A 26,109-nucleotide genomic window follows, 5' to 3' on the forward strand; every position below is an offset into this window, starting at 1 on the left:
TGTTTTTTTGATGTTAAAAGAAGTTATCTAGAGCTACGATGAAAGGGGTTACATTTCGAACGTAAAGGAGGCATCTTCATGAAATCAAGCAGGAAGCACCATTTTGGAAAATCTCGATTTTTTATCATTTTTCTTGTTTTTCTTATGGTGCTGTCAACGATGGCAATGCCAATGGAATGGGGTGGACAGACGGTAAAGGCAGAGGCAGTACAAGATGAGGTCCAAGATGAAGCAGACGAGGGTGTGCAAGAAGAAGTGCAAGAGGATGCACAAGAAGGGCAAGAAGTAATAGAAGAAGGCCAGGAAGGAGTAGAGGAGGAAGTGCAAGGGGATGAGACGCAAGCGGATGTGGATCGCGACGTTGTGGCGCCACAGACGAACGATGCAGAGAATAACCTGAAGATGGCTGCTGAAGGCGAATATCGCTTTGATTTTGGGGATGGAGCGGTAGCTGAAGGTTATATCGGAGTAAATGCACAGTCCTCTTATTCACAAGAGGCAGGGTATGGTTTTACAGATTTGTCCACAGTTACTGTACATGACCGTGGCGGAGATGACCTGCTTCGCTCTGATTATGCACATGTGGATAATGGCATATTTCAGATTGATCTGCCAAATGGCGATTATAACGTAGCTCTTATTGCAGGGGATCAGGGGGAAGGCTCGGAGATTGCGATTAAGACAGAGCGGATGCAAAAAGTACAGCTGACTGCCAAAGGGGCAGGCGAGTTTTTGGAGATGAATTTCTCCATTGCACTGGTTGATGGCCAGCTGAGTCTGGAATTCACCGGATCTGCAGCTAAATTGAACGCACTGGTCATTACAAAGCTTCCGGACCGGACACCAGGCAGTAATCCGGCAATCTATATCGCTGGAGATTCCACAGTGCAGACTTACGATCCATACTGGAAGCCGGAAGCTGGATGGGGACAAATGCTCCCTCGTTTCTTCGGAGAAGAAATTGTGATTAAGAATCAATCGATTGGCGGACGAAGTACGAAATCTTTTATCGATCAAGGCAGACTCGATGATATTCTAAAAGTCATCCAGCCAGCAGATTATTTTCTTATTCAATTCGGTCATAACGATGCGACGATCTCGATTCCGGATCGGTACGCTTCGCCAGCTGACTTTAAAGAATATCTCAGAACTTATATCCACGGTGCAGAGCAGCGCGGGGCTATCCCGATTCTTGTTACACCGGTAGGAAGAAGAGATTTCAATGCAGATACAGGTAAATTCAATGTGAGTTTCCCAGAGTATGTAGATGCAATGAAAGAGGTAGCAGCAGAGGAAAATACAAAACTTATCGATCTTAGTACGCTGAGCAGAGCCTACTATGATTCCATTGGTCCAGAAGAGACCAAATCTGTCTTTTTGCATACCGACCCAGGAGTGTACGCAGCATTTCCAAATGGATCAGCTGACAACACACACTTTCAGGAGTATGGAGCTATTCAGCTTGCTAGAATGGTTGCTCAGTCGATCAAAGAACTGAACATTCCACTATCGGAATATGTAAAAGAGCAGGACCTGCCGGATGCGAAACCAAGTCCTGTAACCGGTCTTGTAGCAGGTAACATCAGTAACAGTGGTGCGTTATTAAAATGGAATGCGGTAGAGGGTGCTGATATTTACCGGATCTACGTCAAGCTTCAGACAGATGCGGAATCGGCATATAAGTTAGCAGGAACAGCTACCGTGCCTAGCTTCTCCTTGGCTGGTCTTTCGGAAGGAAATGCATATACTGCGCATGTTATCGCGGTAAATGGAAAAGGTTCCTCTGATCCTTCTGAAGAAGTAACGATTGGAACAAAATCAGCCACTTATCGTTATGATTTTGGACCTCCGAGTTCCCCTGTAGCGGAAGGATACACGGAGATTAATCGTAATATCCTCTATACCAAGGAACGCGGTTATGGACTTGTCGTTCATGAAGGTGCTTTGGCAGACCGTGATCGAGGCGGGGCTACGGATGCCCTTCGCCGTGATTTTATTATCAATTTCGGTGGGGTTTACGAACTTAAGGTAGATCTTCCTAACGGTACATATGCCGTGAAATCGTATACTGGAGACTGGATTGGTTCTACAAGAACGAACGTGAACATTGAAGGGAAGGACTATGGAACAATAAGCTCTGGCAAAGAGAATATTGCTGAGAAGCTGCATGCACCAATAACAGTACAAGATGGACAAATCAATATGGTTTTCTCTGGACAAACCGCACATGTGAACGGAATTGAGATTACACCTCTTCTGCTTGCACCAACGGGTCTGGAACTTGTGAAAGTGGACCTTGCGAGTGAAGTTCCTTCCGCTGAGATTGCTTGGAAAGGCATGGATAGTGCAGCCTTATGCCGTGTATATCGTCAGGCAGATGGAGAAGCGAAAGCATCTTTCTTAGCTGAAACTTCCGAACTCACTTGGAAAGATGAAACGGTGGATTTTGGTATGAAATATACCTATACAGTAACCGCAGTGGATGCGGCGGGGCTTGAATCGGTTGCTTCTACACCGCTAGAGGCTTCCATGATCGATTCCTCTGTTGAGAAAGCCGGCATTCCTACGGGCTTAAAAGTAAGTTCTATTCATAAAAATGAGGTCACATTTACTTGGGAACCGAACGAAAAGGCTCGTTCCTATAATGTATACCGTTCGGATAAAGAGAACGGAATTTACAATCTCATCGGTAAAACAAAAGAAGTGCAGTACACAGATCAAACGATTCTCAGTACGATACCTTATTATTATAAAGTGGCGGCTGTAAATGCTGGAGGAATCTCTGATTTGTCAGAGGTACTTGTTACCGAAGCAGTAACCACGTTATATCGTCAAATGGAGAACCTGGATCGTGCACCTGTTGCAGTCAAAACAGAAGACGGAGTATTTATTAGCTGGAGAATGCTTGGTCTGGACCCAGATTCAATCGCTTTCCAAATTTACCGTGATAACAAGCTCATTACGAGCAAACCGATTACGGATCGTACCAACTATGTTGATACAGGGGGTACGGACAAATCGAAATACGTGATTGAACCGATTGTAGGTGGAGTAAAACAAGAAGCTACGGAGACATTCTCCGTATGGCAACAACAATATAAATCCATTCCTCTAGATAAACCAGCAGATGGTTATACCAAGGATGGCCAGCCTTATTCTTATTATGCGGGAGATGCGAGTACAGGTGATCTCGACGGGGATGGCCAGTATGAAATCGTTATGATGTGGTCGCCAACCAACAGCAAAGATAATTCACAATCAGGTTATACAGGCGAAGTGTATTTGGATGCTTATAAAATGGACGGAACAAAACTATGGCGTATCAAAATGGGTCCTAACATTCGTGCAGGGGCACATTACACTCAGTTTTTAGTCTACGATTTTGATGGAGATGGAAAAGCGGAAGTTGCTATGAAGACAGCAGACGGTACCAAAGACGGAGCTGGTGTAGTTATCGGAGATGGCACACTGGATCATCGCAATAGCTCTGGATACGTTTTGCTTGGGAATGAATTCCTCACTGTATTCGAAGGACCAACGGGTAAGGCACTGAGTACCGTTCCTTATGACCCACCTCGCGGTGATGTAAGTTCGTGGGGAGATGGATACGGCAACCGTGTTGATCGGTTCCTTGCGACCGTTGCTTATCTGGATGGAGAACATCCAAGCCTTGTTTTCTCAAGAGGTTATTATACAAGAACAGTACTTGCTGCTTATGATTTCAGAGGCGGGGAACTGACCAAACGCTGGCGTTTTGACACGAATGATGAGGGTCTTAGCAGCTATGCAGGACAGGGAAATCATAATCTATCCGTCGGTGACGTAGATAACGATGGCAAAGATGAAATCCTGTTTGGTGCAATCGCAATTGATGATGACGGTACTCCGCTTCACAATACAAGACTCGGTCACGGTGATGCTATGCATTTTGGTGATCTCGATCCTAAGCGTGAAGGTCTTGAAATATTTAGTGTTCATGAAGACAGAAATGCGAAATACGGCATGGAAGTACGCGACGCAAATACAGGTGATATTCTATGGGGAGTACCTATGGGAATTGACGTAGGCAGAGGGATGTCAGCTGATATTGACCCGAATTATCCGGGAGAAGAAGTATGGTCTGCTACAATCACCAATGCAGAGCATATTCCGCTAAGCGGATTGTATTCTATTAAAGGAGAAAAAATAACATCTAAAATCCCTTCATCCACAAACTTTGGTATCTGGTGGGATGGCGATCTGCTCAGAGAGCTGCAAGATGATATCAGGATCGATAAGTGGGATTACAAAAACCAAAAAACGATCAATTTACTCACAGCCACTGGCGCTGCGTCGAACAACTCCACGAAAGCCAATCCAAGTTTACAAGCGGATCTGCTGGGAGACTGGCGTGAAGAAGTTATCTGGCGTTCTCAGGACAGCACAGAGCTTCGGATTTATACAACAACGGATGAATCGAACTATCGTATTCGTACGTTAATGCATGATCCAATCTACCGCTTAGGTGTTGCATGGCAGAATGTTGCCTATAATCAGCCTCCACATACGGGCTTCTATTTAGGAGCAGGAATGGAGATGCCTGCGGCTCCAAACATTCGTTATACAGGCGCTGAAGATAATGGATCAGCAAAAGGAAAGCCAGGACTTCCTGTACTATCCGATAATAACGGACACAATAATGGTCTTTTGGACGGAGAATACACGCTTTCTATGAATATGTGGTGGGGTGAGAATGGAACAAGATATAAACTGTATGAGAACGGGAAACTGATTTATACAGAGCTTTTATCTGACCATACACCTCAGGCACAAAGTGTTCATGTTCCACTAGCAGGAAGAGATAATGGTACGTATGTGTACACGGTAGAACTGATAAACGCACATGGAACAACACAAAGTGCTCCTCACACCGTAACGGTAAAAGATGCTGCTCCGAATAAGCCTAGTATATCAAGCGATAACTGGGATCAAGACGGCGAATACCGGATCACGATGAATATGTGGTGGGGAACCAATGGTACCCTCTATAAGCTGTATGAGAATGGTGAACTAGTAGATACGCAGGAATTAGCAGCAACGACACCTGATGCACAGACAGCCTACACTGAGATAACAGGCAAGGCAGCAGGCGTATACGAATATGAGATTGAACTGTCTAACCCTCATGGGCAGGTAAGAAGTGAAGTCATCCGTGTTGAAGTGAAATAAAATAGTACTAGAGTAAGAGAAGCCGGGCGAAGGATTGTTATTCAATCCACGACCGGCTTCTTTATTTATTTTGTGAAAATAATAGGGCAAAATGTGCTTTTCTTGCGAGGTAGGGATCAGATTTGATTCTGAGGAAGCGTTTAACCCATTGTGCTGAAGGGTACTTACACTAAGATGCTAAATTACTGTTTTTTTTCGGTAGATTCGTTGTTAGTTACTGATAAGAAGATGAATCCAAGAGGAGTGATAAAGAATGAGTGAGAAAGATATGAACTTGAAAAAAGACGCGAAAGACGAGCAACTCGATTCTTTCCGAGTGGATAATGACGGTCAAAAACTAACGACCAACCAAGGACTTAAGGTGTCCGAAGATGAGTTTTCTCTGAAAGCGGGAGAGCGTGGACCCACGTTAATGGAAGATTTTCATTTCCGTGAAAAAATGACGCATTTTGACCATGAGCGTATTCCAGAACGTGTCGTGCATGCTCGTGGATTCGGTGCCCATGGATACTTTGAGGTCTATGAACCGCTTACTGAACTCACCAAAGCAGGTTTTCTACAAGACCCGAATGTAAAGACTCCTGTCTTTGTGCGTTTCTCAACGGTAGCAGGTTCTCGCGGATCGGCAGATACGGTTCGAGATGTGCGCGGCTTCTCTACGAAATTTTATACCGAAGAGGGTATCGTTGATATTGTGGGTAACAACATGCCTGTATTTTTCATTCAAGATGCGATTAAATTCCCGGACTTTATCCATGCGGTAAAACCAGAACCTCATAATGAAATTCCGCAGGCTGCTTCTGCTCATGATACGTTTTGGGATTTCATAGCGAATAACCCAGAGACAGCTCATATGATGATGTGGCATCTGTCTGATCGTGCTTTGCCGCGTAGTTTTCGGATGATGGAGGGTTTTGGTGTACATACATTTAGACTTGTTAATGCAGAAGGAAAAGCGCATTTTGTGAAGTTTCACTGGAAACCAGTGCTTGGCGTTCACTCCCTTGTCTGGGATGAGACTCAGAAGATTGCCGGAAAAGACCCTGACTTCCATCGCCGCGATCTATGGGATGCGATTGAAACCGGCAATTATCCAGAATTCGAGTTCGGACTTCAAGTCATTAAAGAAGAGGACGAGTTTAATTTCGATTTTGATATCCTTGATCCAACTAAATTATGGCCGGAAGAACTCGTTCCTGTTCGTAAAGTAGGTAAAATGACGCTGAATCGCAATACTGATAATTTCTTCAGTGAGACGGAGCAGGTGGCATTCCATCCTGGGCATGTCGTGCCAGGTATCGATTTTTCTAATGATCCATTGCTTCAAGGACGTTTATTCTCATATACAGATACGCAGCTTACGAGACTTGGCGGTCCGAACTTTGCTGAGATTCCGATTAACCGTCCCATTGCTCCCGTACACAATAACCAACGTGACGGTATGCATCGCATGACAATCAACCGCGGTCCGGTCAGTTATCACCGTAATGGAATGGCCGGCAATAGTCCTTCTACCTCTACACCTAGCGAAGGCGGTTATGAGCATTACACAGAGAGAGTCGATGGCCGAAAAGTACAGGCAAGAAGCGAAAGCTTCAAAGACTTCTACAGCCAGGCAAAATTGTTCTGGAATAGCATGTCAGACGTAGAGAAGAAACATATTACAAGTGCGTTCCAATTTGAGCTTGGAAAAGTTCAGCGCAAGGAAGTGCGTCAATCCGTAGTAAATCTATTGATGAATATCGACACCACCCTTGCAGCGAGTGTTGCGCTGAAGATCGGCGTACAACTTCCGGAAGCAGGAGAGGAAACGAAGAATCCTACTCCATCTGATTCTCCGGCACTCAGTATGATGAATACCATTTTCTCTGCGAAGACTCGGAAAATTGCCATCATTGCAGGAGAAGGTTTCGATCAGGCAACAACCGAGGTTATAAAAGCGCTGAAGAAAGCAGGAGCGATGCCAGAGGTGGTTAGTGACCGACTCGGCCCAATCAGCGGACAAGGTGGACAAAGCATCGAGGCACTGCACACATTCCTCACCAGCGATTCTTTACTATTTGACGCCATTTATATTGCAGGTGGAAAAGAGGGTGTTAATCTGATTGCCTCTGAACCTGATGCAAAAGACTTTGTGCGCGAAGCATACAAGCACTTCAAACCAATTGGCGCAGTGAACGAAGGGGCAGCTTTCCTTCAGCAGTCGCTAGCGATAGAAGACCTGCGTGTACCAGGAATTGTGACCGCTCGGTCTACGGAAGAGCTTTCCGGTTTTGATAACAAATTTGTGGAAGCTGTAGCTGCGCATCGTTTCTGGGATCGCAAAATGTAAGTTGAATGTGACCAATATACATCTATTCTAGACAAGCGGAATAGCTGCTTCTGCAGCGACCCTGCTTGTCTTTTTATTTATATGTAAATATAGCTATATAGATGTGATGGGGGATGTCTTTTGTTACAATAGGTCCAGTATTCTCTTATGACAACGATGAACAAGCAGCAAAGGTGGGAATGTTTTGGACTTTTTTAGTGGGATCAATGAGTTGTTCGGTGAGATTAAATGGATTAGACTTGCGATATCTCTGCTCTTTTTATTCGTATTTACGATATTTAATAAGTGGACTTCGACGAAGTTATTTCATCTATTAAAACGAATATTCAGTCAAAAATGGGATAGTATTTATCAATTACTTCATGGACCAGCCAGAGCTTTAATGACGCTGGTTGGGATTTCAGGAGCAGTCCGTTTTTATTTTGCCGATGGTGGAGCAAGTTGGCCGCTATTTCAGGGACTTGTCCGTACTGGATTTATTATCATTATTGGGTGGGCCTTTTATAATTTATCAGGACGCTCTTCCCGCTTTTTTGCAGGAATGACCAGTAAACTTGGTGTCGAGGAATCAGATATGATTATTCCTTTCTTGTCCAAGGTTTTACGGTTTATGGTAATCGCTCTGACGATTACGATCATCATGGGAGAGTGGGGTTACAGTGTGAACGGCTTGGTTGCCGGGCTGGGTCTCGGAAGTCTTGCGGTTGCCTTGGCAGCTCAGGATACGCTAAGCAATCTCATTGCCGGTATTATTATCGTCACGGAAAAGCCTTTCTCCAAGGGAGATTGGATACGTACAGATGCGGTAGAAGGCATGGTTGAAGATATTTCTTTTCGCAGTTCTAAAATAAGAACGTTCGCGGATTCCATTGTCATTATCCCGAACAATATTTTGGCTAAAGCGGCCATTACGAACTGGAGTCGGATGGGAAAAAGACGGGTTACTTTTGATCTAGGCGTCGCTATTGATACAGATCGCGTCCAGTTGGCGAACGCAGTGAACCGGCTGCGGGAATACATCGAGAACCATGAAGGTATCGATCATGATTTGTACATGGTTCGGCTTAAAGAGATGACCAAAGACCAAATCACGATTCTATTTTACTTTTTTACGTATACAACCATATGGGTGGAACACATGAAAGTGCTTGAATCTATCAACTTTGAAATCTTGCGCATCCTGGAAGAAGAAGGCGTTAAACTTGCGGTACCAGCGCAGCGTCTTTTCTTAGAGAATCATGCGATTTTTGAGAAAGAGGCAGCAGATATCTAAGAATGCATACAGGAAATACTTCCTTTGATGAAGCAAAAAACATAAAAGGACGATGAATTACCTTAATCAGGTAATCCACTGCCCTTTTTTTAAATCCATCAATTCCGTTTATTCTCCGCGCTGCTCAAACAGCTGAACAATACCAATAATGACCTGAGTGGCCTTCTCCATATGATCTACGGATACATATTCATAACGTCCATGAAAGTTCTCTCCGCCTGTAAAAATATTCGGTGTCGGCAGTCCCATATAGGATAACTGAGAACCGTCGGTTCCCCCGCGAATCGGTACAATATGAGGTTCAATATCGAGCTGTTTCATGGCTTCCCCAGCAATATCTACAATAAATTTCACCGGTTCGATTTTTTCGCGCATATTGAAATACTGGTCACGGATCTGGAGCTGAATTCGCTCCTCGCCATAGGCAGCCTGAAGGATTCTAGCGATTTGCTCCAGATTTGCTTTCCGTGCTTCAAATTGGTCTCGATCGAAATCACGAATAATATAATTCAGTTCGGTTTCTTCCACATCTCCTTTAACAGAAGACAAGTGGTAGAATCCTTCATAGCCGTCCGTAAACTCCGGTGCTTCTTGAATAGGGAGTCTTGCGTGAAACTCCATTGCGATTTTGGCGGAGTTCACCATTTTATTTTTCGCAGTACCTGGATGGACGTTTTTACCTTTGAAAATAATCTTGGCAGCTGCGGCATTAAAGCTCTCATACTCCAGTTCACCAAGCGGCCCTCCATCAACGGTGTAGGCATATTTTGCACCAAATGCCCCTACATCAAAACGCTCCGGCCCACGACCGATCTCTTCATCGGGTGTAAAGGCAACCCGGATCTTCCCGTGTTTAATCTCTGGGTGAGTTATTAGGTATTCCATGGCAGTCATGATTTCAGCAATCCCTGCTTTGTTATCTGCTCCGAGAAGAGTTGTTCCATCGGTTGTGATTAGCGTATGACCTTTATAGCTCGCGAGCTCAGGAAAATCTTCTAGAGACATAACAATCTGTTGTTCTTCGTTCAGCGTAATATCTCCGCCATCATACTGCTCTATAATTTGAGGATTTACGTTCTTTCCTGTAAAGTCAGTGGCCGTATCCAGATGAGCAAGAAACCCGATTACAGGAACATCATGGTCGGTGTTGGAAGGAAGTGTTGCCATCACATAACCGTTATCATCCATATGGATCTCTTGCATGCCGATGGAGTGCAGCTCTTCTACTAGTTTGCGTCCGAGTTCGAGCTGTCCTGGAGTCGTGGGGCAAGTCTCGCTGTTCTCATCCGACTGGGTGTCCACACGTACATAGCCCGTTAGTCTTTTAATTAAGTCCTCTTTCACGTTTCATCAGCTCCTATGTCGTTCTTTTATAGATGTAGTTTATCACGAACCCTACCCTCATGCATAAATCTGGAAAAGGGGTTGCACAATATTAGAAAACCACCTGAGATCCCATAGACGTGTAACCAAAAGGTGCTATAATTGCCGCATTCTTTACTAGTAAACGATGAAACCTACTTATAGAAGGAGCGACTTATGACAACATCATTGCCCGAAATTAAAAAAACCATTCTACTGAATGCACCTGTGGAGAAGGTGTGGAAACAGATCTCTACAGCAGAGGGAATTGCACAGTGGTTTATGCCAAGTACCTTTGAACCTGTGCTTGGACATGAATTTATTCTTGAAGCAGGACCTTTTGGTAAATCCCAATGTAAAGTAACAGAGTTAGATCCGCCGAATACGCTGAGTTTTACTTGGGATAAAGATTGGTTACTCACTTTCAAGTTAGAAGAAAAAGAAGGGCAGACCGAGTTTACTTTAATCCATGACGGCTGGAAATCCGGGGAGAAAACTTCATTCGGAGAAGATCACAGTCTGGTTCGTGATCGTATGGATCAAGGCTGGAGCGGCATTGTGAACAAGCTTGCTTCCATAGTCCAAGCATAAGAATGTAAACCAAGCCACAGATAACAAGAAGAGCGCAGCAGGTAAATCTCGCTGCGCTCTTCTTGTATTTACGATAACGTAAGGCTTCGCCATAAATAGAATACAGCATAGGCTTCATAACCTTTCCAGGCTTCGAAAATGTCTCTAATCTCAGCAGGAGAGGGCTTAGCGGACAGGCCGAGTTGTTTTTTTAGAGCTGCATGCAGTCCAGCGTCTCCTATGGGAAATGCAGCTGGATTACGCAAGCAGCGCATCATAACATAATGTGCACTCCATGGACCAATCCCTCTAATGCGAAGCAGGGTCTCTTCCGCTGCCTCATATCCGGAAGCCAGCAGCGTTTCTTTTTGTAATTCTCCACGTACGACCCGCCCGGCGATATCCACCATATATTCTGCCTTCTTGGTAGTGAATTGCAGTTCTCTAAGAGTAGCTAGGGTGTTACTACCTAGTAATGCCGACGGCGAAGGGAAACGGTAATAGGTTCTTCCATTACACTCATAAGTCTCTCCAAAATTCTCAACGAGCCGTTTCTTTAGCGTATAGGCAAAAGTAAGGTTAATCTGCTGTCCAATGACAGCCCAGCACAGAGCTTCAAAAAGATCAGGAACCCCGATAATTCGGAGTCCATTCAAAGATTGAACCAGTGGACCGAGCAGGGGGTCGTCCTCAGCCAGTTGATAGAAAGGAACAAGATCTCTCCGAAGATCAAACCATTCCTTTATATAAAGAAAGATGAGATTCCAATCTTCTGCAGAGACAGGTTCTGCACATAGGCAGCGGATACATAGAGCATGGGATAATGCCTCATAACGAATTTCTACAGGAATATGCCTACCCTGTATATCTAGTGATTTGTAGATTCGTTCCTCTTCCACTTCATGCAGGCATTCGAGTGTAGAACGGTTTAGGTAATAGAGAACTTCCGAGTAATTAAAAGGTTCAGGCAACATAAGTTTTCTTTCTGTTTCTATGTGATTTGCTGATATCCCCGCCACTATATGGGGATCGTTAGAATTCAAAACGGGCATGTCCTTTTCGGGTGTAGTCATGATATCCCTCCAGTGTAAGAAGTGCTTCCTTGAAATGGAGTCCTCCGCGGAACCCCGTGAGGTTCTTGTTCTTACCGATAACCCGGTGGCAAGGAACTAGCATGGGAACGGGATTTGCTCCATTCGCTGTGCCGACAGCACGTACCGCCTGCGCTCTCCCAACATGATTTGCTATATCGGAATAGCTGCGTGTTTCTCCATATGGAATCTGCTGTAGTGCATTCCATACTTCCATTTGAAAAGCAGTGCCGCGAAGATCAAGGGGTACAGAGAACTGAAACCTTTCTCCACTCAAATACTCTGTAAGCTGTTTTGTATAAGGTTTAAGCTGCTGTTCATCCTGCATCAGGGAAGCGCCTAGGATGTGGCGATAAACCCAGGACTCGAATACCTCCCAGTTCTCTGAGGGCCAGGTGATTTTACAGATTCCTTGTTCGGTTGCAGCTAGATACAAAAATTTGTTTTGTAACAAAGCATGCTGAACCTTCGTCCTATAGACAAGGGTCACGGTGTATCCCTTCTTTCGCTCGATTGTCGATAATGCTGTGGTGTATGACCGATTTCTTTTTGAAAGACAGCAATGAAGTGAGAGGTGCTTTTATACCCGATAAGGCCAGCAATTTCTCGAATTTCCATGTCGCTTCTTAGGAGTTCTTCTTTTGCTTTTTCCATTCGTACTTTCTGTAAATATGCTGCGGGGGTGAGCCCGGTTACTCTTTTACATACTCTTTGTAGATGATAGGGGCTAACTTTGATCGCATCTGCCAAGCGGTTTAAGCTCACAGACTCTGAGTAATGGTGATCGATATAGGATGTGACGCGCTCCGAGATCTCTTTATCCGGATTGTGCAGTTCTTTGATGTCTGGCTGACATCGTTTGCAGGCACGATAACCGTCTCGCTCTGCTGCTTTTGCAGCCGAGTAAATTGTTACATTTTCCGGTTTTGGCGTCCTAGAGCGGCAAGAAGGGCGGCAATAGATGCCCGTTGTCCGAATCGCTGTATAGTAAATTCCGTCGTATCGATCACTGCGCTCTAATACAGCCTGATACACCTTTTCAAAAAGTTCACTTTGTCCCCGCATCTACTCTCCGCCTCCGTTTCATTTTTTATTATAGGCTTCCTTGGCTGATAGAGCAGTATTTTGGAATAGGAAAGCAAGATTTCGACATTGTTACCAAAATGAGATACCTTATTATGGAAACTTGTAGTATAGTAATTGCGTTATCCCTTTGTAAGCAGAATTGTACATATCCTTATTTGTATAAATGTAATGAAAGCCTGAAATTATAGTTCGCATTTGTCGAAAAAAAGAAAAAGAGAGCAGAGAGGAGAAACGCATGAGTGACCAGGAAGAATACCCGCTGACGCGGAGTAAACGACATCAGACCAAAAAAAAGAAAAAACCGAAATCAAAGAAGCCGCTTATTATTATAGCGATTATTCTCTTGCTTATAGGAACGATGGGGTTTGCATTTCGTAAAGAACTCGTTCCCATTGCGTTTAAGCTATTTTTAGAAGATAGGGTAAAAGACCGAATCGATAGTGCTTACGAACCGATTAAGGTGACGGGGCCGGCTGGAAATGAAGAAAATCAGGACAAGCTGACAAAACCATTCAGCATGTTGCTGCTTGGTGTAGATGAAAGGGAAGGGGATGTCGGAAGATCAGATACAATGATCTATGCGGTATTCCGCCCGGAAGAGCACCGAATGTTATTAATGTCGATCCCTCGCGATTCGTATGTTCCGATTGTAGGAAGAGACAAGAGAAATAAAATCAATGCAGCTTATGCCTTCGGGGGAACGAAGATGAGCGTAGAGACCGTAGAACAACTGTTGCAAACGGATGTTGATTATTATGCAAAAGTGAATTTTCAAGCGCTAGTGGAAGTAGTCGATGCACTTGGCGGAGTGGAACTGCCGATTACCGAAGTTATTGAGAACAAACAAAAGATCCACATAAAGCTCAGAATTGAGCCGAACAAACCAATCTATGACGGTGCAGATGCCTTGAATTATGTACGATATCGTGAGGATTCGGATTATAAGCGAACAGAGCGCCAGCGGATCTTTATTAAGCAAGCGACAGAGCGTGCTTTATCGCTAGGTAATATTACAAAAATCCCGCAGTTAATGGAAATTGCGAGTTCGAATATGAAGACAGACATGACCTCCGATTTTATTATCGATCTGGCAGAATCCTTGTATGATAAAGGATCCGTACCTCAGATGAGCAGTTACATGCTGAAGGGTGAGGGTGAGAATAACCAGTATGGCTGGTATTACATGCTAAGTGATCAAGGATTAGCAGAGGCGCAAGAAATCGTAGATAATTGGATGGATGAAAATACAGCAGCGACAGATCTGATTGATCCTGAGCTCAAAGAATAATAAAAGAAAGAGGCAGGCCTGCAAATACAGGTCTGCCTCTTTCTCTGCATCATTTTAAACTTCTGATGCTTGTTTCTGCTCATCTTCTTCCTGATCTTGAACCTGTTCCACCCAGACAGAGACACTTCCGCCCTTGACGATAAAGTTGGCACAGCCATCTTCTTCAATCGTAAGCTTCTGCTCTTGGTTTCCTGTAATGTCATACCAAGTTTGTCCGGCGCGTTCTTTACCGACACACATCCGTTTTTCTCCATTTTCTCCGTTACCGATAATTACGGCACAACCGGAGTGAGGGATTTCATCTACACCGCATCTCACCCAGCCAATGGTATTCGGATGGTCGAAGTAATCGACCTGATCACCGTAGGCATGATGGTATCTTGCAGCTAGCAGAGGGTCAATAGCTGCTTGCTTCGGAGGAATTGGATTGTCTCCACCAATGCCATAGTAATCTCCGTAAAATACACATGGATATCCGCCCTGACGGAGCAAGATCAGCGCATATGCACTTGGCTTAAACCAGTCGTCGATCCAGGATTCGAGCGCTTCTCCCGGCTGAGAATCATGATTATCAACAAAAGTAACCGCATGGGTAGGGTGGGTTTGAACAAGCGTATCATTGAAGATCGTTGTTAGATCAAATGCTTTTCCCGCAAGAGAAGCTTCATGAAGCTTGTAATGGAGTGACACATCAAACAGATCAATTTGATAATCGACAGTGTCGAGGAAATTTTGGCAGGAAGCAAGATCCGGCTTCCAGAATTCACCGACAATATAAAAATCTTGTCCACGTTTTTTAATCATTTCTTTGGCAAACTGTTTGATAAAATCATGATTAATGTGTTTGATCGCATCTAGACGGAATCCATTACACTGGAGGGTATCAATCATCCATTTTCCCCAGTTAATCATCTCTTCGCGAACTTCTGGTTTCCTATAGTCGATATTAGTGAACATCAGGTAATCGTAATTACCAAATTCATTATCTACGTTATCATCCCAGCCTTCTTTATTTGAGGCCATTCGGAAAATGCCGGTTCGTCCTTCCGATGCGTCGTAGTCCGTTCCATTAAAGTGGGTATGATTCCATTTAAATGAGGAATAAGTATTTCCACGGCCAGGGAAATCAAATTTCGTCCATCCCTCAATTTCAAACGGTTTCGAGATGTCCTTTGTACGATTGTTTGGATCGACTTCAATGACCTGGAACCGTTCGGTCTCATCTGCACCTGCTTTATGGTTCATAACAAGGTCTACGTATACGGCAATTCCATTTTGAGTACAGATACCCATGGCTTCTAGAAGTTCCTCTTTAGATCCGTATTTCGTTTTTACCGTGCCTTTTTGGTCAAATTCCCCTAAATCATAGAGATCATATATCCCGTAGCCTGTATCCTCGGGGGAACTGCCTTTGGTAACAGGAGGGATCCAAACGGAATCAATTCCTTTTTTCTTTAACTCAGGAGCTCTTTCAGATAAACGTTTCCAGTGTGCTCCATCTGCATTTACATGCCATTCAAAGAATTGCATCATGGTATGATTGCGTTTCATCATACGGCCGCCCCCTCTCATTAGTTATCATTTTCTTACTACAGTACACCGTAAAGTAAGTGGTCTGTTTGATGTCAGACTGCCGCAATCTATAAGTGCTTTTATTCAGAAATAACCACCCCGGGGCAGAACTAAACCAAAACTAGAAAATATATATGGCAGGAGACAAGGTGAGAGGACTAGTTATCTTCTTTCACGAGGGTTTAAAAAAGATGGTAAATTATCGTGCATATATGAAAATTTTATGCTAAGATACGGTTTGTTTCAGAAAACTTTACGTAATTTTATGAAAATATAAACATTTACTACTTAGCTGAAGGTGAATCTATGACAACAGTAGCCGACGGGCGTGTTCTTAAGACAGAAAATCTTAATCTTTTTTCATTAACTTGGCCCATCTTTTTAGAAATTATGTTATTTATGCTGATGGGTACTGTGGATACCTTTATGATTAGTGCCGTATCCGATGAGGCTGTATCTGCGGTAGGGACATCCAATCAAATTGTATCCATCGCTATCCTTATTCTTGAAGTGATTGGGAATGGAGCCGCCATTGTAGTAGCTCAGTATATCGGTTCGAGAAAATTGGCGGAAGCATCTCGCGTATCTGCTGTAGCCATTACACTTAACCTATGTGTCGGGCTCATCATTAGTGTTATTTTTGTATTTAGCGGCCGTCATATTTTACAACTCATGAATCTTCATGGCGAAATCCTAGAACTCGGGAATACGTACATAACGATTGTCGGCGGGGGCATTTTCTTACAAGCTTTGATTAATATTATGTCCGCGATTATTCGTACTTATGGTTTTACCAAGCAGACCATGCTTGTCTCCCTTGTAATGAATCTCATTCATTTAGTTGGTAACTATGCACTCATTTTTGGTCATTTTGGATTCAGTCCGATGGGTGTAAAAGGAGCAGCTATCTCGACCGTAGTCAGCAGACTGGTCTGTGTTGCGATCTTTGTTTGGTTACTTTATAAAGTAATGGCCGTAAGGATTGAATGGAGACATTACTTCACAATCTCCAAGGAGTATGTAAATAAAATACTGAATATCGGTATTCCCTCCGCCTTTGAACAAATTACGTATCAAATGTGTCAGCTCGTTTTTCTGTATTATGTGACTTATCTCGGAACAGAATCACTTGCTACACGGCAGTATGCAGCCCAGATTTCTAATTATATCTACCTATTTAGTATGGCTGTATCGCTGGGAACATCGATTCTGACAGGTCGATTCGTCGGCGCAGGAAAGCAAGATGAAGCCTACGCGAGAGTGAAGAAAAGTGTGAAAATTGGGCTTATATCTACGATAACAGTGGATATTATTATTATTCTGCTTCGGGAGCCGCTGATCGGGATCTTTACGGATAATGCAGAAATCATCAGATTAGGATCTCAAGTACTCTTGTTCAGTATCGTGCTGGAAACGGCAAGAACGTGTAATATGATTATGATTAACTCCTTGCGTGCAGCAGGGGATGCTCGTTTTCCAGTGTATATGGGGCTGATCTCAATGGTAGGCGTAAGCCTTCCGCTCGGCTATTGGTTTGTCTTCCATCTAAATATGGGACTGCTGGGTGTATGGGTAGCGAATGCAGTCGATGAATGGATTCGTGCCTTCATTATGCATTACCGCTGGAAAAATGGTGCTTGGCGCCGTTACGCACTCGTGGAGCAGCCAGCTTCAAAAGATTCAGAACCTGCTGTGCCAGCTGCATTATAAACTTCGTCATCTCTAGTTAGCTTCCACCAGGATCGTCCGTATTATACAGCTGCTCAGCGTATGTTTTTGCCGCCGTAAAGGCGGCTTTTTCATGTCAAAATACACTGAGTTACGGAATTAAAAACTCCATTATTATTCATTTATAGGTTATATTTGGAATAAATGTTATCGTAATTTGTCCAATTCCTTAAATATTTCTGTTATTATTATTAAGTTAAGGGATTTTTAATGTAAATTGTTTTCAGAAGTTTTACTATAGATAAAGTGATTTTGAGCCGATCGAATGGAACGACTCTATTGATCAATAAACTAAACCCAAGGAGTTAATATAATGAGTCAAACGATGACAGCTGAAAAAAGGGAACGTCTGCCCGAGCTAAATCTTGTACGATGCATAGCGATTCTTGGCGTACTAAGTGTGCACTCGACTTCGTTTGCTACCGTAGATATGGTGAATTCGGGGATGTACTGGCTATATAACTTTTTCAACATTTTCATGAAGTTTGGTACACCGACGTTTATTTTCTTAAGTAGTTTTGTGTTGTTTTATAATTACTATACTAGACCGCTAGATAAGAAACTGGTTCTTGGTTTTTATAAGAAGAGATTGCTTTACATTTTAATTCCTTACTTTATGTTCTCATTGTTTTATTTTCTGATTTTACATGTAGTGTACTACCCGGATCGTTCGCTGATCGATACCATCGTAAGTTTTACAACCAAGTTGTTTACAGGTAAAGCGTACACTCATTTATATTTTGTATTTATTAATATGCAGTTTTATATTATGTTCCCGCTGGTACTCGCTTTCTTCAAAAAAGTACCTTCTCTCGTCAAATGGGCAGTTCCGATCGGACTTGCCATTCAGTGGGGATTTATTCTTATGAATAAATACGGTGTAATCAGCGTAGAGAATAAAGGTAGCTGGTCTTTATCGTATTTTGCCTATTTCATGCTCGGCGCATGTCTGGGTGTGTACTTCCCTAAGATTAAAGAGTGGATTGTAATCAAGAGAAGATACGCTACACCAGGAAAGATTACAGCATGGGCACTATTATGGATTGTATGGATCTGTGCAGGCCTGGCACATGTGTATATCTGGTACTTGAACCGTAAAGGAATTGCTGTCTATGATTCGCTTTGGTATGAATTCCTGTGGAATCTGCATACCTTCTCTGCAGCGCTGGTGTTATTCCAGATTGCCTTCCTGCTATACGGCAACGGTAAGAGTGCTCTGGTACGTACGATGTCTAAAATCGGTGGATTGTCCTTCGGGATCTATCTAATTCACCCATTCTTCTTGCTTGTTTATCGTGAATTCCCGCCGCAAACCGGAATTTCGATCCTTCATCACTTATGGTATGTTGGTGGATTCCTGCTTGCGTTGATCGGATCATATATTGTGGTTGGTTTGGCATCTCACTTCTCTAAATCTTGGATTCTGTTCGGTAACCTGCCTAAACCGCAGCGAGGAGCCGGGGAACCCAAAAAACCAAATCTACCTGCGTAAGTGAAATCATACGTTATCTTTATCTGATGATATGACTAGACAAAAGAAGCATTCCCGTTTATGCCGGGGATGCTTCTTTTTTGTGTAGGTTAGATCGTGGATTTTCGCAGCCACATATAACATAGGAAAGCATACAGCAAAGTAAGAGGAGCGAGGAACCAAAGAATATCGGTCTGGTAGGTTATGACCCATCTGCCGAATTCGCCCCAATATTTCCAGTACGTCATTAGAACACTGCCTGTTCCAAGAAGGATGACGGCGAGCAGGAGGAGGCTTGTTAAGACCAGTTTGCCGTATCTTCTCGCTATACTCGATAGCAAAAAACCGAATAGAAACAGATGGGATATGACAACAAAGTTCAGCAGGGCGAGATGCAGGAAGGAGAGACTGCTCAGAAAAGGGATATCAAAGAAGTGCAGCCCTGTACCCCAGCCTGAAGTAAGCTGTTCTAATTCTCTAAGGAGGGTAAGTGCAATGGAATCGATCAGGCTGAAGAGAAGAAACAAACTGATTGTACCTAAGAAGTAATCTTTACGTCGAATACCGAAACTGAGTGAAAATGAAAAATTCATGGGAATTACGGCAATTCCAACACTCATCACGAACCCATAAATGGACATCAGACCGCCGGTCGTAAATGATCCAATCGATATACTGACGATCAAATTAACTACAAAACTGCTCATAAGCACAATGAGGGGAACAATAAGCCATAACCAATAATCTACAAGATGGGTACGTATTACTGTTTTGATCGCTGGCATCCTTATTTCACCTCTTCTCGGTTCGTTTGTTTGGTCAAGTACACCATGAGCTGTTGTAAAGAGACGGGAGCAAGTTTGAGGTTGTTTAATTCTGCTTGTTTGTGGAAGTCTTTTTGGTTGGGGGTTCGAACGACAGCACTACACATGGAGCCCAGCACTTCTTGATGAAGCACTTCTTTTCCTGTAATGAAGTGATCTACATCAGACTGCTTGCCGCTAATATGAAAAGCAGATCCTCGAAATTGTTCCGCTTCTTCATTTAGCAGAAGCTTACCCTCATGAAGTACAATCACCTGTTCGAGCATGGCACTAATCTCATCAATAAGATGTGTCGATAAAACAATGGTGCGCGGATATTCCATATAATCTTGAATTAACTGGTCATAGAATAATTGTCTGGCCACGGCATCAAGCCCAAGATAAGGTTCATCAAAGATCGTAAGCGGAGCTCGGCTGGCAAGACCGATAATGATGCCGACAGAAGAAAGCATGCCTCTTGATAGTTTTTTGACTCTTCGATTTGCGGGCAGGTTGAACTGTAAGACTAGGGAGTCAGCAAGTAGAGCATTCCAGTTAGGATAAAGAGAAGAGGCTAACGAGAGTACATCACGTACTCGAAACGTATCCGGATACTTTTGACTTTCCTTAATAAAACAAATCTGCCGAAGGACCTCCTTATTCTCATATGGTGCTTCGCCGAACACTTTAAGTTCTCCTGACGTGGGGAAGAGCTGGGCCGATATAAGATGAAGCAGTGTTGTTTTGCCTGCTCCATTACGCCCAAGCAGTCCGTAAATTTTGTTCTCCTGAATGGTGAGGTTAAGATCCTGTAGGGCATGAAATGTTTTTCCATAGCTTTTGGTCAAGCCATTTAACTCAATTACATCTGCCATTCTACTTCTCCTCCCTGTGTATCATTTCAGATAGTTCGGCTTTGCTGATCCCTAGCTTCTGCGCTTCTTGCACCATCCGGATAATGAACTGTTCATAGAACTGCTCACGGCGCTTCTGGGTAAGAACAGCCGGTGCTCCTTCTGCTACAAACATGCCAATCCCTCTCTTCTTATACAGAATTCCTTGATCGACCAGGAGATTCACACCTTTGGCCGCTGTTGCCGGATTAATCTGATAAAAGGATGCAAATTGATTCGTGGAAGGGACCTGGGATTCTTCGGGCAGCCTTCCTTCGAGGATGTCATCTTCAATTCGTTCTGCAATCTGTAAAAAGATTGGGCGGTCATCATCCATCTGCATACCCATACATTATCACCACCAAGTTGGTTAGTTACTTATGTAATTAACCATACAACCAAACAAAGGATTAGTCAACAATATATGGTAAAAATAGACGAATGCACGAAACCTTTTTTCATTTGAAGCGTTTATTATTTTAGTGGGGAAAAGGGTGTCATATTTCGGTAACGAGCTGAATATAATAGAAGTCCGGACCAAGGAGAGGTTTATTTCCGTTTCGTGAGACTCGCAGGAGGTTAATAGGAAGAGGGCAAGGTAAGAAGCCAAATATTCGAGCAGTACCTCACATCCATGTTTAGCATAACAGGGACATGGACTACATTAGAATGATCTCATTCTTGGTTAATAATATATGATTAAAGGTGATTTTATAATGAAGTGTCAAGCTTGTGGAAAAGCAGTAAAAGACGTTTTGGAACATGTGGAACATATTCTCCATGAATGTGGAAAAGTTGCAGGATCTTCTCCCAATCTGTCGTCTGTACCGCCAGATGCGCTGCACCAGTCAATGAAGTTTTCAGAATCAATATCATAGAATAATCTAAAGAACCTGCCTCGTGATCATGGATGGCAGGTTCTTCTTATAGTCTCACCTAATATCAATGAACTCTTCATACAATGATGAAGTTGGTCAGATATACTGTGAGTAGGTAAAGGCAATACAATTCAAATGCAAGGAATGAGGCGCTGCATGGAAGGGTTCACTGTATCCGAATTCATCTCCTTTTTTACCGAAGACAATATAGTTAGACTGCTAGAAAAATTTCGGGCACTGGGTCCCTTACCCGGGATTTTTCTAGCGTTTATGAAATCATTTATTCCGCCTCTGCCTACGCTGCTCATTGTGGGGGCGAATGGACTTGTGTATGGATGGGCAGGATTCTTATACTCCTGGATCGGACTTGTAGGAGGAAGTTTCGTTACCTTTATGGTCATACGGAAGCTCGCAGGGACAAGATGGGCAAGTCACTGGGCAGAGAGACCAAAAGTTCAGAAAAGTCTGATCTGGATCCGGCGTAATGCATTCAGTTATGTTTTTTTACTCGGCATGTTTCCGGTAGGGCCATTTGTCCTTGTGAATATGGCAGCGGGTATTTCTCAGATGCGCCCGCGCTCTTTTTTACTTGCTGCCACACTCGGCAAAGGGATTATGGTGTTTTATGTGACCTTTATCGGTACGAATCTAGTCACTATTATGGAACAGCCCCTAATTTTAGTCGGTATTCTTATGTTCATAGGATGCACGATTTGGATCAGCAGAAAGATCGAACGATATTATACAGGGCCTTCCAAAATACAGTGAGTTGTAGAAGCTCATGTTAATTCGGTTTTTCTTCCTTTTTCCAGTGGACGAGCAGCGGACCCTCGGCACCTAGCAGGGGATCTTGATCTGGGAGGGGAACACGAGCGATTTCATGGAGTACCTCTGGTCGCTCCCCTTTGCCTCCCTTGTGGGTATTGTAGGACATTCCATCTGGATAGGCGCCTACCAACCGAAAATCGAGACTTGACTCCAGCTTTTTATGACCTGTTCCCGCAGGAAGGACCAGAATATCGCCGGCAGATGCAGTTAGAATAATCCCCTTTTCTCCACCAATGTGGAGTTTGACCGATCCTTTGATGACGCCGAGTACTTCATGGGAGTTGCTATGATAGTGATGGTACGGGAATACACTGCCTGTCCAGCTGTTTCGCCAGTTATGCTTGTTGAAAATCTCCTCCGTATTCTGCTCTTCACCGCGTAATGCTCCTGGATAGAGAATGACAGGCAGATCAGGGTTGTTGGGAATCATCCCGTCATCTTTAAAGTAATATACACTGGTCTCTAAATGGGTCGTTTTCATAATAAACCCCCTCCTTTGGTAGAAATAAAGCCATGAAATAAGGCCATCTGTGCCTCTTATCATGGCTTGCATTTTTAATATTCCAAAAATTACTATTAATTGTTATGTACCACACCTGAAGAAGTGTTAAACAGGAGATAACCCGAGTAAATGTAAGAGATTGGATATCGGTAAACCAATGAGTTACAATAAGAATACCTTTAATATGTGGAGGCTTAACTACGATTATGAAACTTGCCGAAGCACTCATTCTACGTTCCGATCTACAAAAGAAAATCCAGGAACTTCGATTTCGTTTGCGTAATGTGATTAAGATTCAGGAAGGCGAAGAGGCAGCCGAGAATCCGTCTGATCTTTTTCGTGAAGTGAATGGAGTACTTGAGCAGTTCGAATCCCTTGTTCAGAAAATTAACAGAACCAATTCACAAACGGAATACGGAGAGGGAATGACGATTACCGATGCGCTTGCACGCCGGGAGAAGCTCCAATTGAAACGAAGTGTTCTCAGTGATGTCATGGATACGGCGTCTATTCGTTATGACCGGTCCAGCAGGACAGAGATTAAATTTATAACAACCGTTGATATCAGCGCACTGCAGAAACAAGTAGATGAACTTGCTAAAGAACATCGCACACTTGATACGCGTATTCAAGAACTCAACTGGACAACCGAACTTATAGAATCGTCATAAAATACGATCAGAACAAATTGCAGCAGAGAAGTCCTAGTGTTGGTAGTCAGAATGAAAAAAAGCGAGCATAAGCCTCCCAGCGGGTCAAGTCTGGATCTCATAAAATGGTGAAGGGAACCGGGCGCCCTATAATTACAATTTAGCCCACGCACCATTTACAACCGTACGAGTTAATGTTATTACTTACTACCATATGCTGATTTTTTCAACTGGCGAGGGCTGGGTGTGGGGACTATAGGACTTCCCACTGCTATTCTGTAAGTTAAAAAAGGAAAGTCATTTCAAAAAAACGGGAATGGTAAAATTATACTTTTATAATAAGTAGATGTAGTTAGCTATGGTATTAACTAGTACTGTATATAGTAGAAAAGGGGAGAATAAGTGCCTTTTTCAAGCCTAAAAGCAAAAATTCATTGTATTGACAAAAATAGAGGTTTTGTTACAATGTTCACAAGGTATTCACAAGTATAATTAGATTTAACTCGTGTTTATGTGTAATAAGTGTAATATTAGGGTATAGGTTCGTAATTGGCCTGTTCGGATAAATTTGTGATTGCGATGGAATAAACAACTATTCATCTTTGCAAAAGATCCATGAAGTACATCACATGTGTAGGGTAAAGCTGCCTGTGCCGCTTGAAAGGCCGCGGCTTTTTCTAATGTGTGAAATTTGTTACATTACAATGTACACTCACGGATCGTTCATTTGATTATCAGGTAGGGTCAAGCAAGCGGGCTTTTTAACCCAAAGTAAAGGAGGACGTTCTCTTATGTCACAACCGACTCAACAAGAGGTACCAGTAAACGGTGCAGCTCCTGCACAAAATCAGGATGTACTTGATCAATTGATGAAGCCGGAGGTTCAAGAGTCTCTTACTGTTCTTGTGGAGAATCTACCTAAACTGGCTGAAATGGTAACTGCTATGACAAAAGCTTATGACTTCGCTCAAGGCTTGGCAACAGATAAAGTCTTCGTTAACGACATGAAAGTCGCTCTTGGAGAATTTACAACGCCTGTTGTAGAAAAAGCAAAAGGGGTAGCATCCGCGGCTATTGAAGCTGGAGACCGTGCTCATGCGGAACAGTCTTCTGTTGGTCTTTTCGGTATGCTCAAAATGTTGAAAGATCCTAACGTACAACAATCTCTTCGTTTTGCTCAAGCATTTCTTAATGTGCTCAACGAACGTCAAGGGCAAAAACAAGACTAAAAAGTTATTGATACGAAAGTAAGAACGGAGGATGGATATGTCGAAGCAAATTTTGATCCTGGGCGGCGGCTACGGCGGCTTGCTTAGCGCGCTATCAGCACGTCAATACTTGTCCGCTGAAGAAGCAACCATTACGGTTGTAAACCGCTTCCCAACTCACCAAATTATTACTGAATTACATCGTCTTGCTGCAGGTTCCATCGAAGAAAAAGCAGTTGCACTTCCACTGGAGAAACTTCTTCGTGGTAAAGACGTAAATCTTAAAATTGACACGGTATCTGAGATTAAACCAGATGAGAACAAAGTTGTTATGAAGAGCGGAACAATCTACAGCTATGACTTCCTTGTCGTTGCTCTAGGTAGTGAAACTGCATTCTTCGGTATCCCAGGACTTCAAGAGTACAGCTTTACTCTGAAATCCGTAAGTGATGCTAACAAAATCCGTGCACACGTGGAAGCTTGCCTGGATAATTACAAAAAAACCGGAAACAAAGCAGACGCAACAATCGTTGTCGGCGGCGGCGGTTTGACAGGTATCGAGCTTGTTGGCGAATATGCTGACATTCTGGATCATGTATGTAAACAAAAAGGAATCAAACGTGAAGAAGTACAACTCTACAATGTAGAAGCAGGTCCTTCTATTCTTGCAGGATTCCCGCCAGAGCTTGTTGAGCGTGCTCAAACAAGTCTTGAAAAACGCGGTGTGAAATTCATCGTTGGTGTGGCAATCACAGAAATGCAGCAACACACAGTAATGTTGAAAGATGGAAGTTCCATCGAAACCAGCACACTGATCTGGACAGGCGGAGTACAAGGTAACGCAGTGGTAGCTAACTGTGGTATCGAAGTAAACCGTGGCCGTGCAACCGTAAAAGAAACACTACACTCTACTTCCCACGAGAATGTATTCATCGCGGGTGATAGTGCAGTCGTGATTCCTAGCGAAGGTGCTCGTCCTTATCCTCCAACAGCTCAGCTTGCTTGGCAAATGGGTGAAACCATTGGACATAACCTTGCTGCTACCATCAAAGGCGGCGATTTTGAAGTCTTTACTCCAGTCTTCTCCGGTACGCTGGGAAGCTTGGGACGTAAAGATGCGATTGCTATGCTGGGCGGAAGCCAGACTCGACTGAAAGGCTTGCCTGCAACGCTTATGAAAGAAGCAAGTAACATCCGTTATCTAAAACATATCGATGGTTTGTTCGCTCTTGCGTACTAATCTATTTCGATAGAAGAATAGGAAGGCAGACGCCCATCATGGGTTGTCTGCCTTCTTTTTTCATCTTATAAGGAGGGATCACCCTGCACTTCATCATGAGCAGACTTGTTATATATCTTGCCTGAA

21 protein-coding genes are annotated in these 26,109 nt (G+C 43.4%); 12 read left to right on the forward strand and 9 right to left on the reverse strand.

All coding sequences use genetic code 11. The features are described 5' to 3' along the window. Window positions 1–78 precede the first annotated feature (78 nt). The 3 genes from H9647_RS26205 to H9647_RS18155 all read left to right on the forward strand — a co-directional run bounded on the left by H9647_RS26205 (window position 79) and on the right by H9647_RS18155 (window position 8,813). Window positions 79–5,208 carry a rhamnogalacturonan lyase family protein gene (locus H9647_RS26205; RefSeq protein WP_318245334.1) on the forward strand — a complete coding sequence of 1,710 codons (5,130 nt, stop codon included), beginning with the start codon at window positions 79–81 and terminating at the stop codon, window positions 5,206–5,208. 253 nt (window positions 5,209–5,461) lie between these two features. Next, complete coding sequence (locus H9647_RS18150; RefSeq protein WP_191802579.1) at window positions 5,462–7,540, forward strand: catalase; 2,079 nt, start codon at window positions 5,462–5,464, stop codon at window positions 7,538–7,540. Window positions 7,541–7,724: 184 nt separating this feature from the next. Beyond that, window positions 7,725–8,813: a mechanosensitive ion channel family protein gene (locus tag H9647_RS18155; protein WP_225229390.1), complete on the forward strand. Its 1,089-nt coding sequence runs from the start codon at window positions 7,725–7,727 to the stop codon at window positions 8,811–8,813. A gap of 108 nt (window positions 8,814–8,921) precedes the next feature. On the opposite strand, the gene pepT is transcribed toward H9647_RS18155, so the two are convergent. Beyond that, window positions 8,922–10,157, reverse strand: a complete 1,236-nt coding sequence (gene pepT, locus H9647_RS18160; RefSeq protein WP_191802581.1) for a peptidase T — start codon at window positions 10,155–10,157, stop codon at window positions 8,922–8,924. A 195-nt stretch (window positions 10,158–10,352) separates the two neighbouring features. Here pepT and H9647_RS18165 point away from each other — a divergent pair, with 195 nt between their 5' ends. Continuing rightward, window positions 10,353–10,766, forward strand: a complete 414-nt coding sequence (locus tag H9647_RS18165; protein WP_191802583.1) for an SRPBCC family protein — start codon at window positions 10,353–10,355, stop codon at window positions 10,764–10,766. A 68-nt stretch (window positions 10,767–10,834) separates the two neighbouring features. Here the strand turns inward: H9647_RS18165 and H9647_RS18170 are convergent, their stop codons facing one another. The 3 genes from H9647_RS18170 to H9647_RS18180 are packed head-to-tail and all read right to left on the reverse strand — an operon-like array spanning window position 10,835 to window position 12,901. Further along, window positions 10,835–11,818 carry a DNA-3-methyladenine glycosylase 2 gene (locus tag H9647_RS18170; RefSeq protein ID WP_191802585.1) on the reverse strand — a complete coding sequence of 328 codons (984 nt, stop codon included), beginning with the start codon at window positions 11,816–11,818 and terminating at the stop codon, window positions 10,835–10,837. Further along, entirely contained in the window at window positions 11,778–12,326 is a 549-nt protein-coding gene (locus H9647_RS18175) for a methylated-DNA--[protein]-cysteine S-methyltransferase (protein ID WP_191802587.1), read from the reverse strand. Before H9647_RS18175 ends, H9647_RS18170 begins: the two co-directional genes overlap by 41 nt. Next, a complete protein-coding gene (locus H9647_RS18180; protein ID WP_191802589.1) occupies window positions 12,323–12,901 on the reverse strand; it encodes a bifunctional transcriptional activator/DNA repair enzyme AdaA in 579 nt (192 codons plus the stop codon). The genes H9647_RS18175 and H9647_RS18180 overlap by 4 nt, the downstream gene beginning before the upstream one ends. A gap of 256 nt (window positions 12,902–13,157) precedes the next feature. On the opposite strand from H9647_RS18180, the gene H9647_RS18185 reads away from it, so the two are divergent. Then, window positions 13,158–14,210, forward strand: coding sequence for an LCP family protein (locus tag H9647_RS18185; RefSeq protein WP_191802591.1), 1,053 nt, complete (start codon window positions 13,158–13,160; stop codon window positions 14,208–14,210). Between the two features lie 54 nt (window positions 14,211–14,264). Here the strand turns inward: H9647_RS18185 and H9647_RS18190 are convergent, their stop codons facing one another. Further along, window positions 14,265–15,761, reverse strand: coding sequence for an alpha-amylase (locus tag H9647_RS18190; protein WP_191802720.1), 1,497 nt, complete (start codon window positions 15,759–15,761; stop codon window positions 14,265–14,267). A 327-nt stretch (window positions 15,762–16,088) separates the two neighbouring features. Between H9647_RS18190 and H9647_RS18195 the strand changes: the two genes are divergently transcribed. Next, window positions 16,089–17,492, forward strand: coding sequence for an MATE family efflux transporter (locus H9647_RS18195; RefSeq protein WP_191802594.1), 1,404 nt, complete (start codon window positions 16,089–16,091; stop codon window positions 17,490–17,492). A 331-nt stretch (window positions 17,493–17,823) separates the two neighbouring features. Further along, window positions 17,824–19,002 (forward strand): acyltransferase, encoded by a 1,179-nt coding sequence (locus H9647_RS18200; protein WP_191802596.1) that lies wholly within the window; start codon window positions 17,824–17,826, stop codon window positions 19,000–19,002. An 89-nt stretch (window positions 19,003–19,091) separates the two neighbouring features. Here the strand turns inward: H9647_RS18200 and H9647_RS18205 are convergent, their stop codons facing one another. The 3 genes from H9647_RS18205 to H9647_RS18215 are packed head-to-tail and all read right to left on the reverse strand — an operon-like array spanning window position 19,092 to window position 21,026. Next, the gene (locus tag H9647_RS18205) at window positions 19,092–19,766 is read right to left on the reverse strand and encodes a hypothetical protein (protein WP_191802598.1); all 675 of its coding nucleotides are present in this window, start codon (window positions 19,764–19,766) and stop codon (window positions 19,092–19,094) included. Window positions 19,767–19,768: 2 nt separating this feature from the next. Then, window positions 19,769–20,659: an ABC transporter ATP-binding protein gene (locus tag H9647_RS18210; protein WP_191802600.1), complete on the reverse strand. Its 891-nt coding sequence runs from the start codon at window positions 20,657–20,659 to the stop codon at window positions 19,769–19,771. A gap of 1 nt (window position 20,660) precedes the next feature. Next, window positions 20,661–21,026 (reverse strand): GntR family transcriptional regulator, encoded by a 366-nt coding sequence (locus H9647_RS18215; protein ID WP_191802602.1) that lies wholly within the window; start codon window positions 21,024–21,026, stop codon window positions 20,661–20,663. 367 nt (window positions 21,027–21,393) lie between these two features. Here H9647_RS18215 and H9647_RS18220 point away from each other — a divergent pair, with 367 nt between their 5' ends. Next, complete coding sequence (locus tag H9647_RS18220; protein WP_191802604.1) at window positions 21,394–21,555, forward strand: hypothetical protein; 162 nt, start codon at window positions 21,394–21,396, stop codon at window positions 21,553–21,555. A 156-nt stretch (window positions 21,556–21,711) separates the two neighbouring features. Beyond that, complete coding sequence (locus H9647_RS18225) at window positions 21,712–22,323, forward strand: TVP38/TMEM64 family protein (protein ID WP_191802606.1); 612 nt, start codon at window positions 21,712–21,714, stop codon at window positions 22,321–22,323. Window positions 22,324–22,339: 16 nt separating this feature from the next. On the opposite strand, the gene H9647_RS18230 is transcribed toward H9647_RS18225, so the two are convergent. Beyond that, on the reverse strand, window positions 22,340–22,864 hold the full coding sequence (locus tag H9647_RS18230) for a cupin domain-containing protein (protein WP_191802608.1): 525 nt from the start codon (window positions 22,862–22,864) through the stop codon (window positions 22,340–22,342). A 227-nt stretch (window positions 22,865–23,091) separates the two neighbouring features. Between H9647_RS18230 and H9647_RS18235 the strand changes: the two genes are divergently transcribed. From H9647_RS18235 to H9647_RS18245, 3 genes are all read left to right on the forward strand, one after another. Next, on the forward strand, window positions 23,092–23,556 hold the full coding sequence (locus H9647_RS18235; RefSeq protein ID WP_191802610.1) for a DIP1984 family protein: 465 nt from the start codon (window positions 23,092–23,094) through the stop codon (window positions 23,554–23,556). 770 nt (window positions 23,557–24,326) lie between these two features. Continuing rightward, window positions 24,327–24,764, forward strand: a complete 438-nt coding sequence (locus tag H9647_RS18240) for a DUF1641 domain-containing protein (protein ID WP_191802611.1) — start codon at window positions 24,327–24,329, stop codon at window positions 24,762–24,764. A gap of 37 nt (window positions 24,765–24,801) precedes the next feature. Further along, on the forward strand, window positions 24,802–25,983 hold the full coding sequence (locus H9647_RS18245) for an NAD(P)/FAD-dependent oxidoreductase (protein ID WP_191802613.1): 1,182 nt from the start codon (window positions 24,802–24,804) through the stop codon (window positions 25,981–25,983). Window positions 25,984–26,109 lie beyond the last annotated feature (126 nt).

Source organism: Paenibacillus gallinarum, from assembly GCF_014836635.1.
GTDB lineage: Bacteria > Bacillota > Bacilli > Paenibacillales > Paenibacillaceae > Paenibacillus > Paenibacillus gallinarum.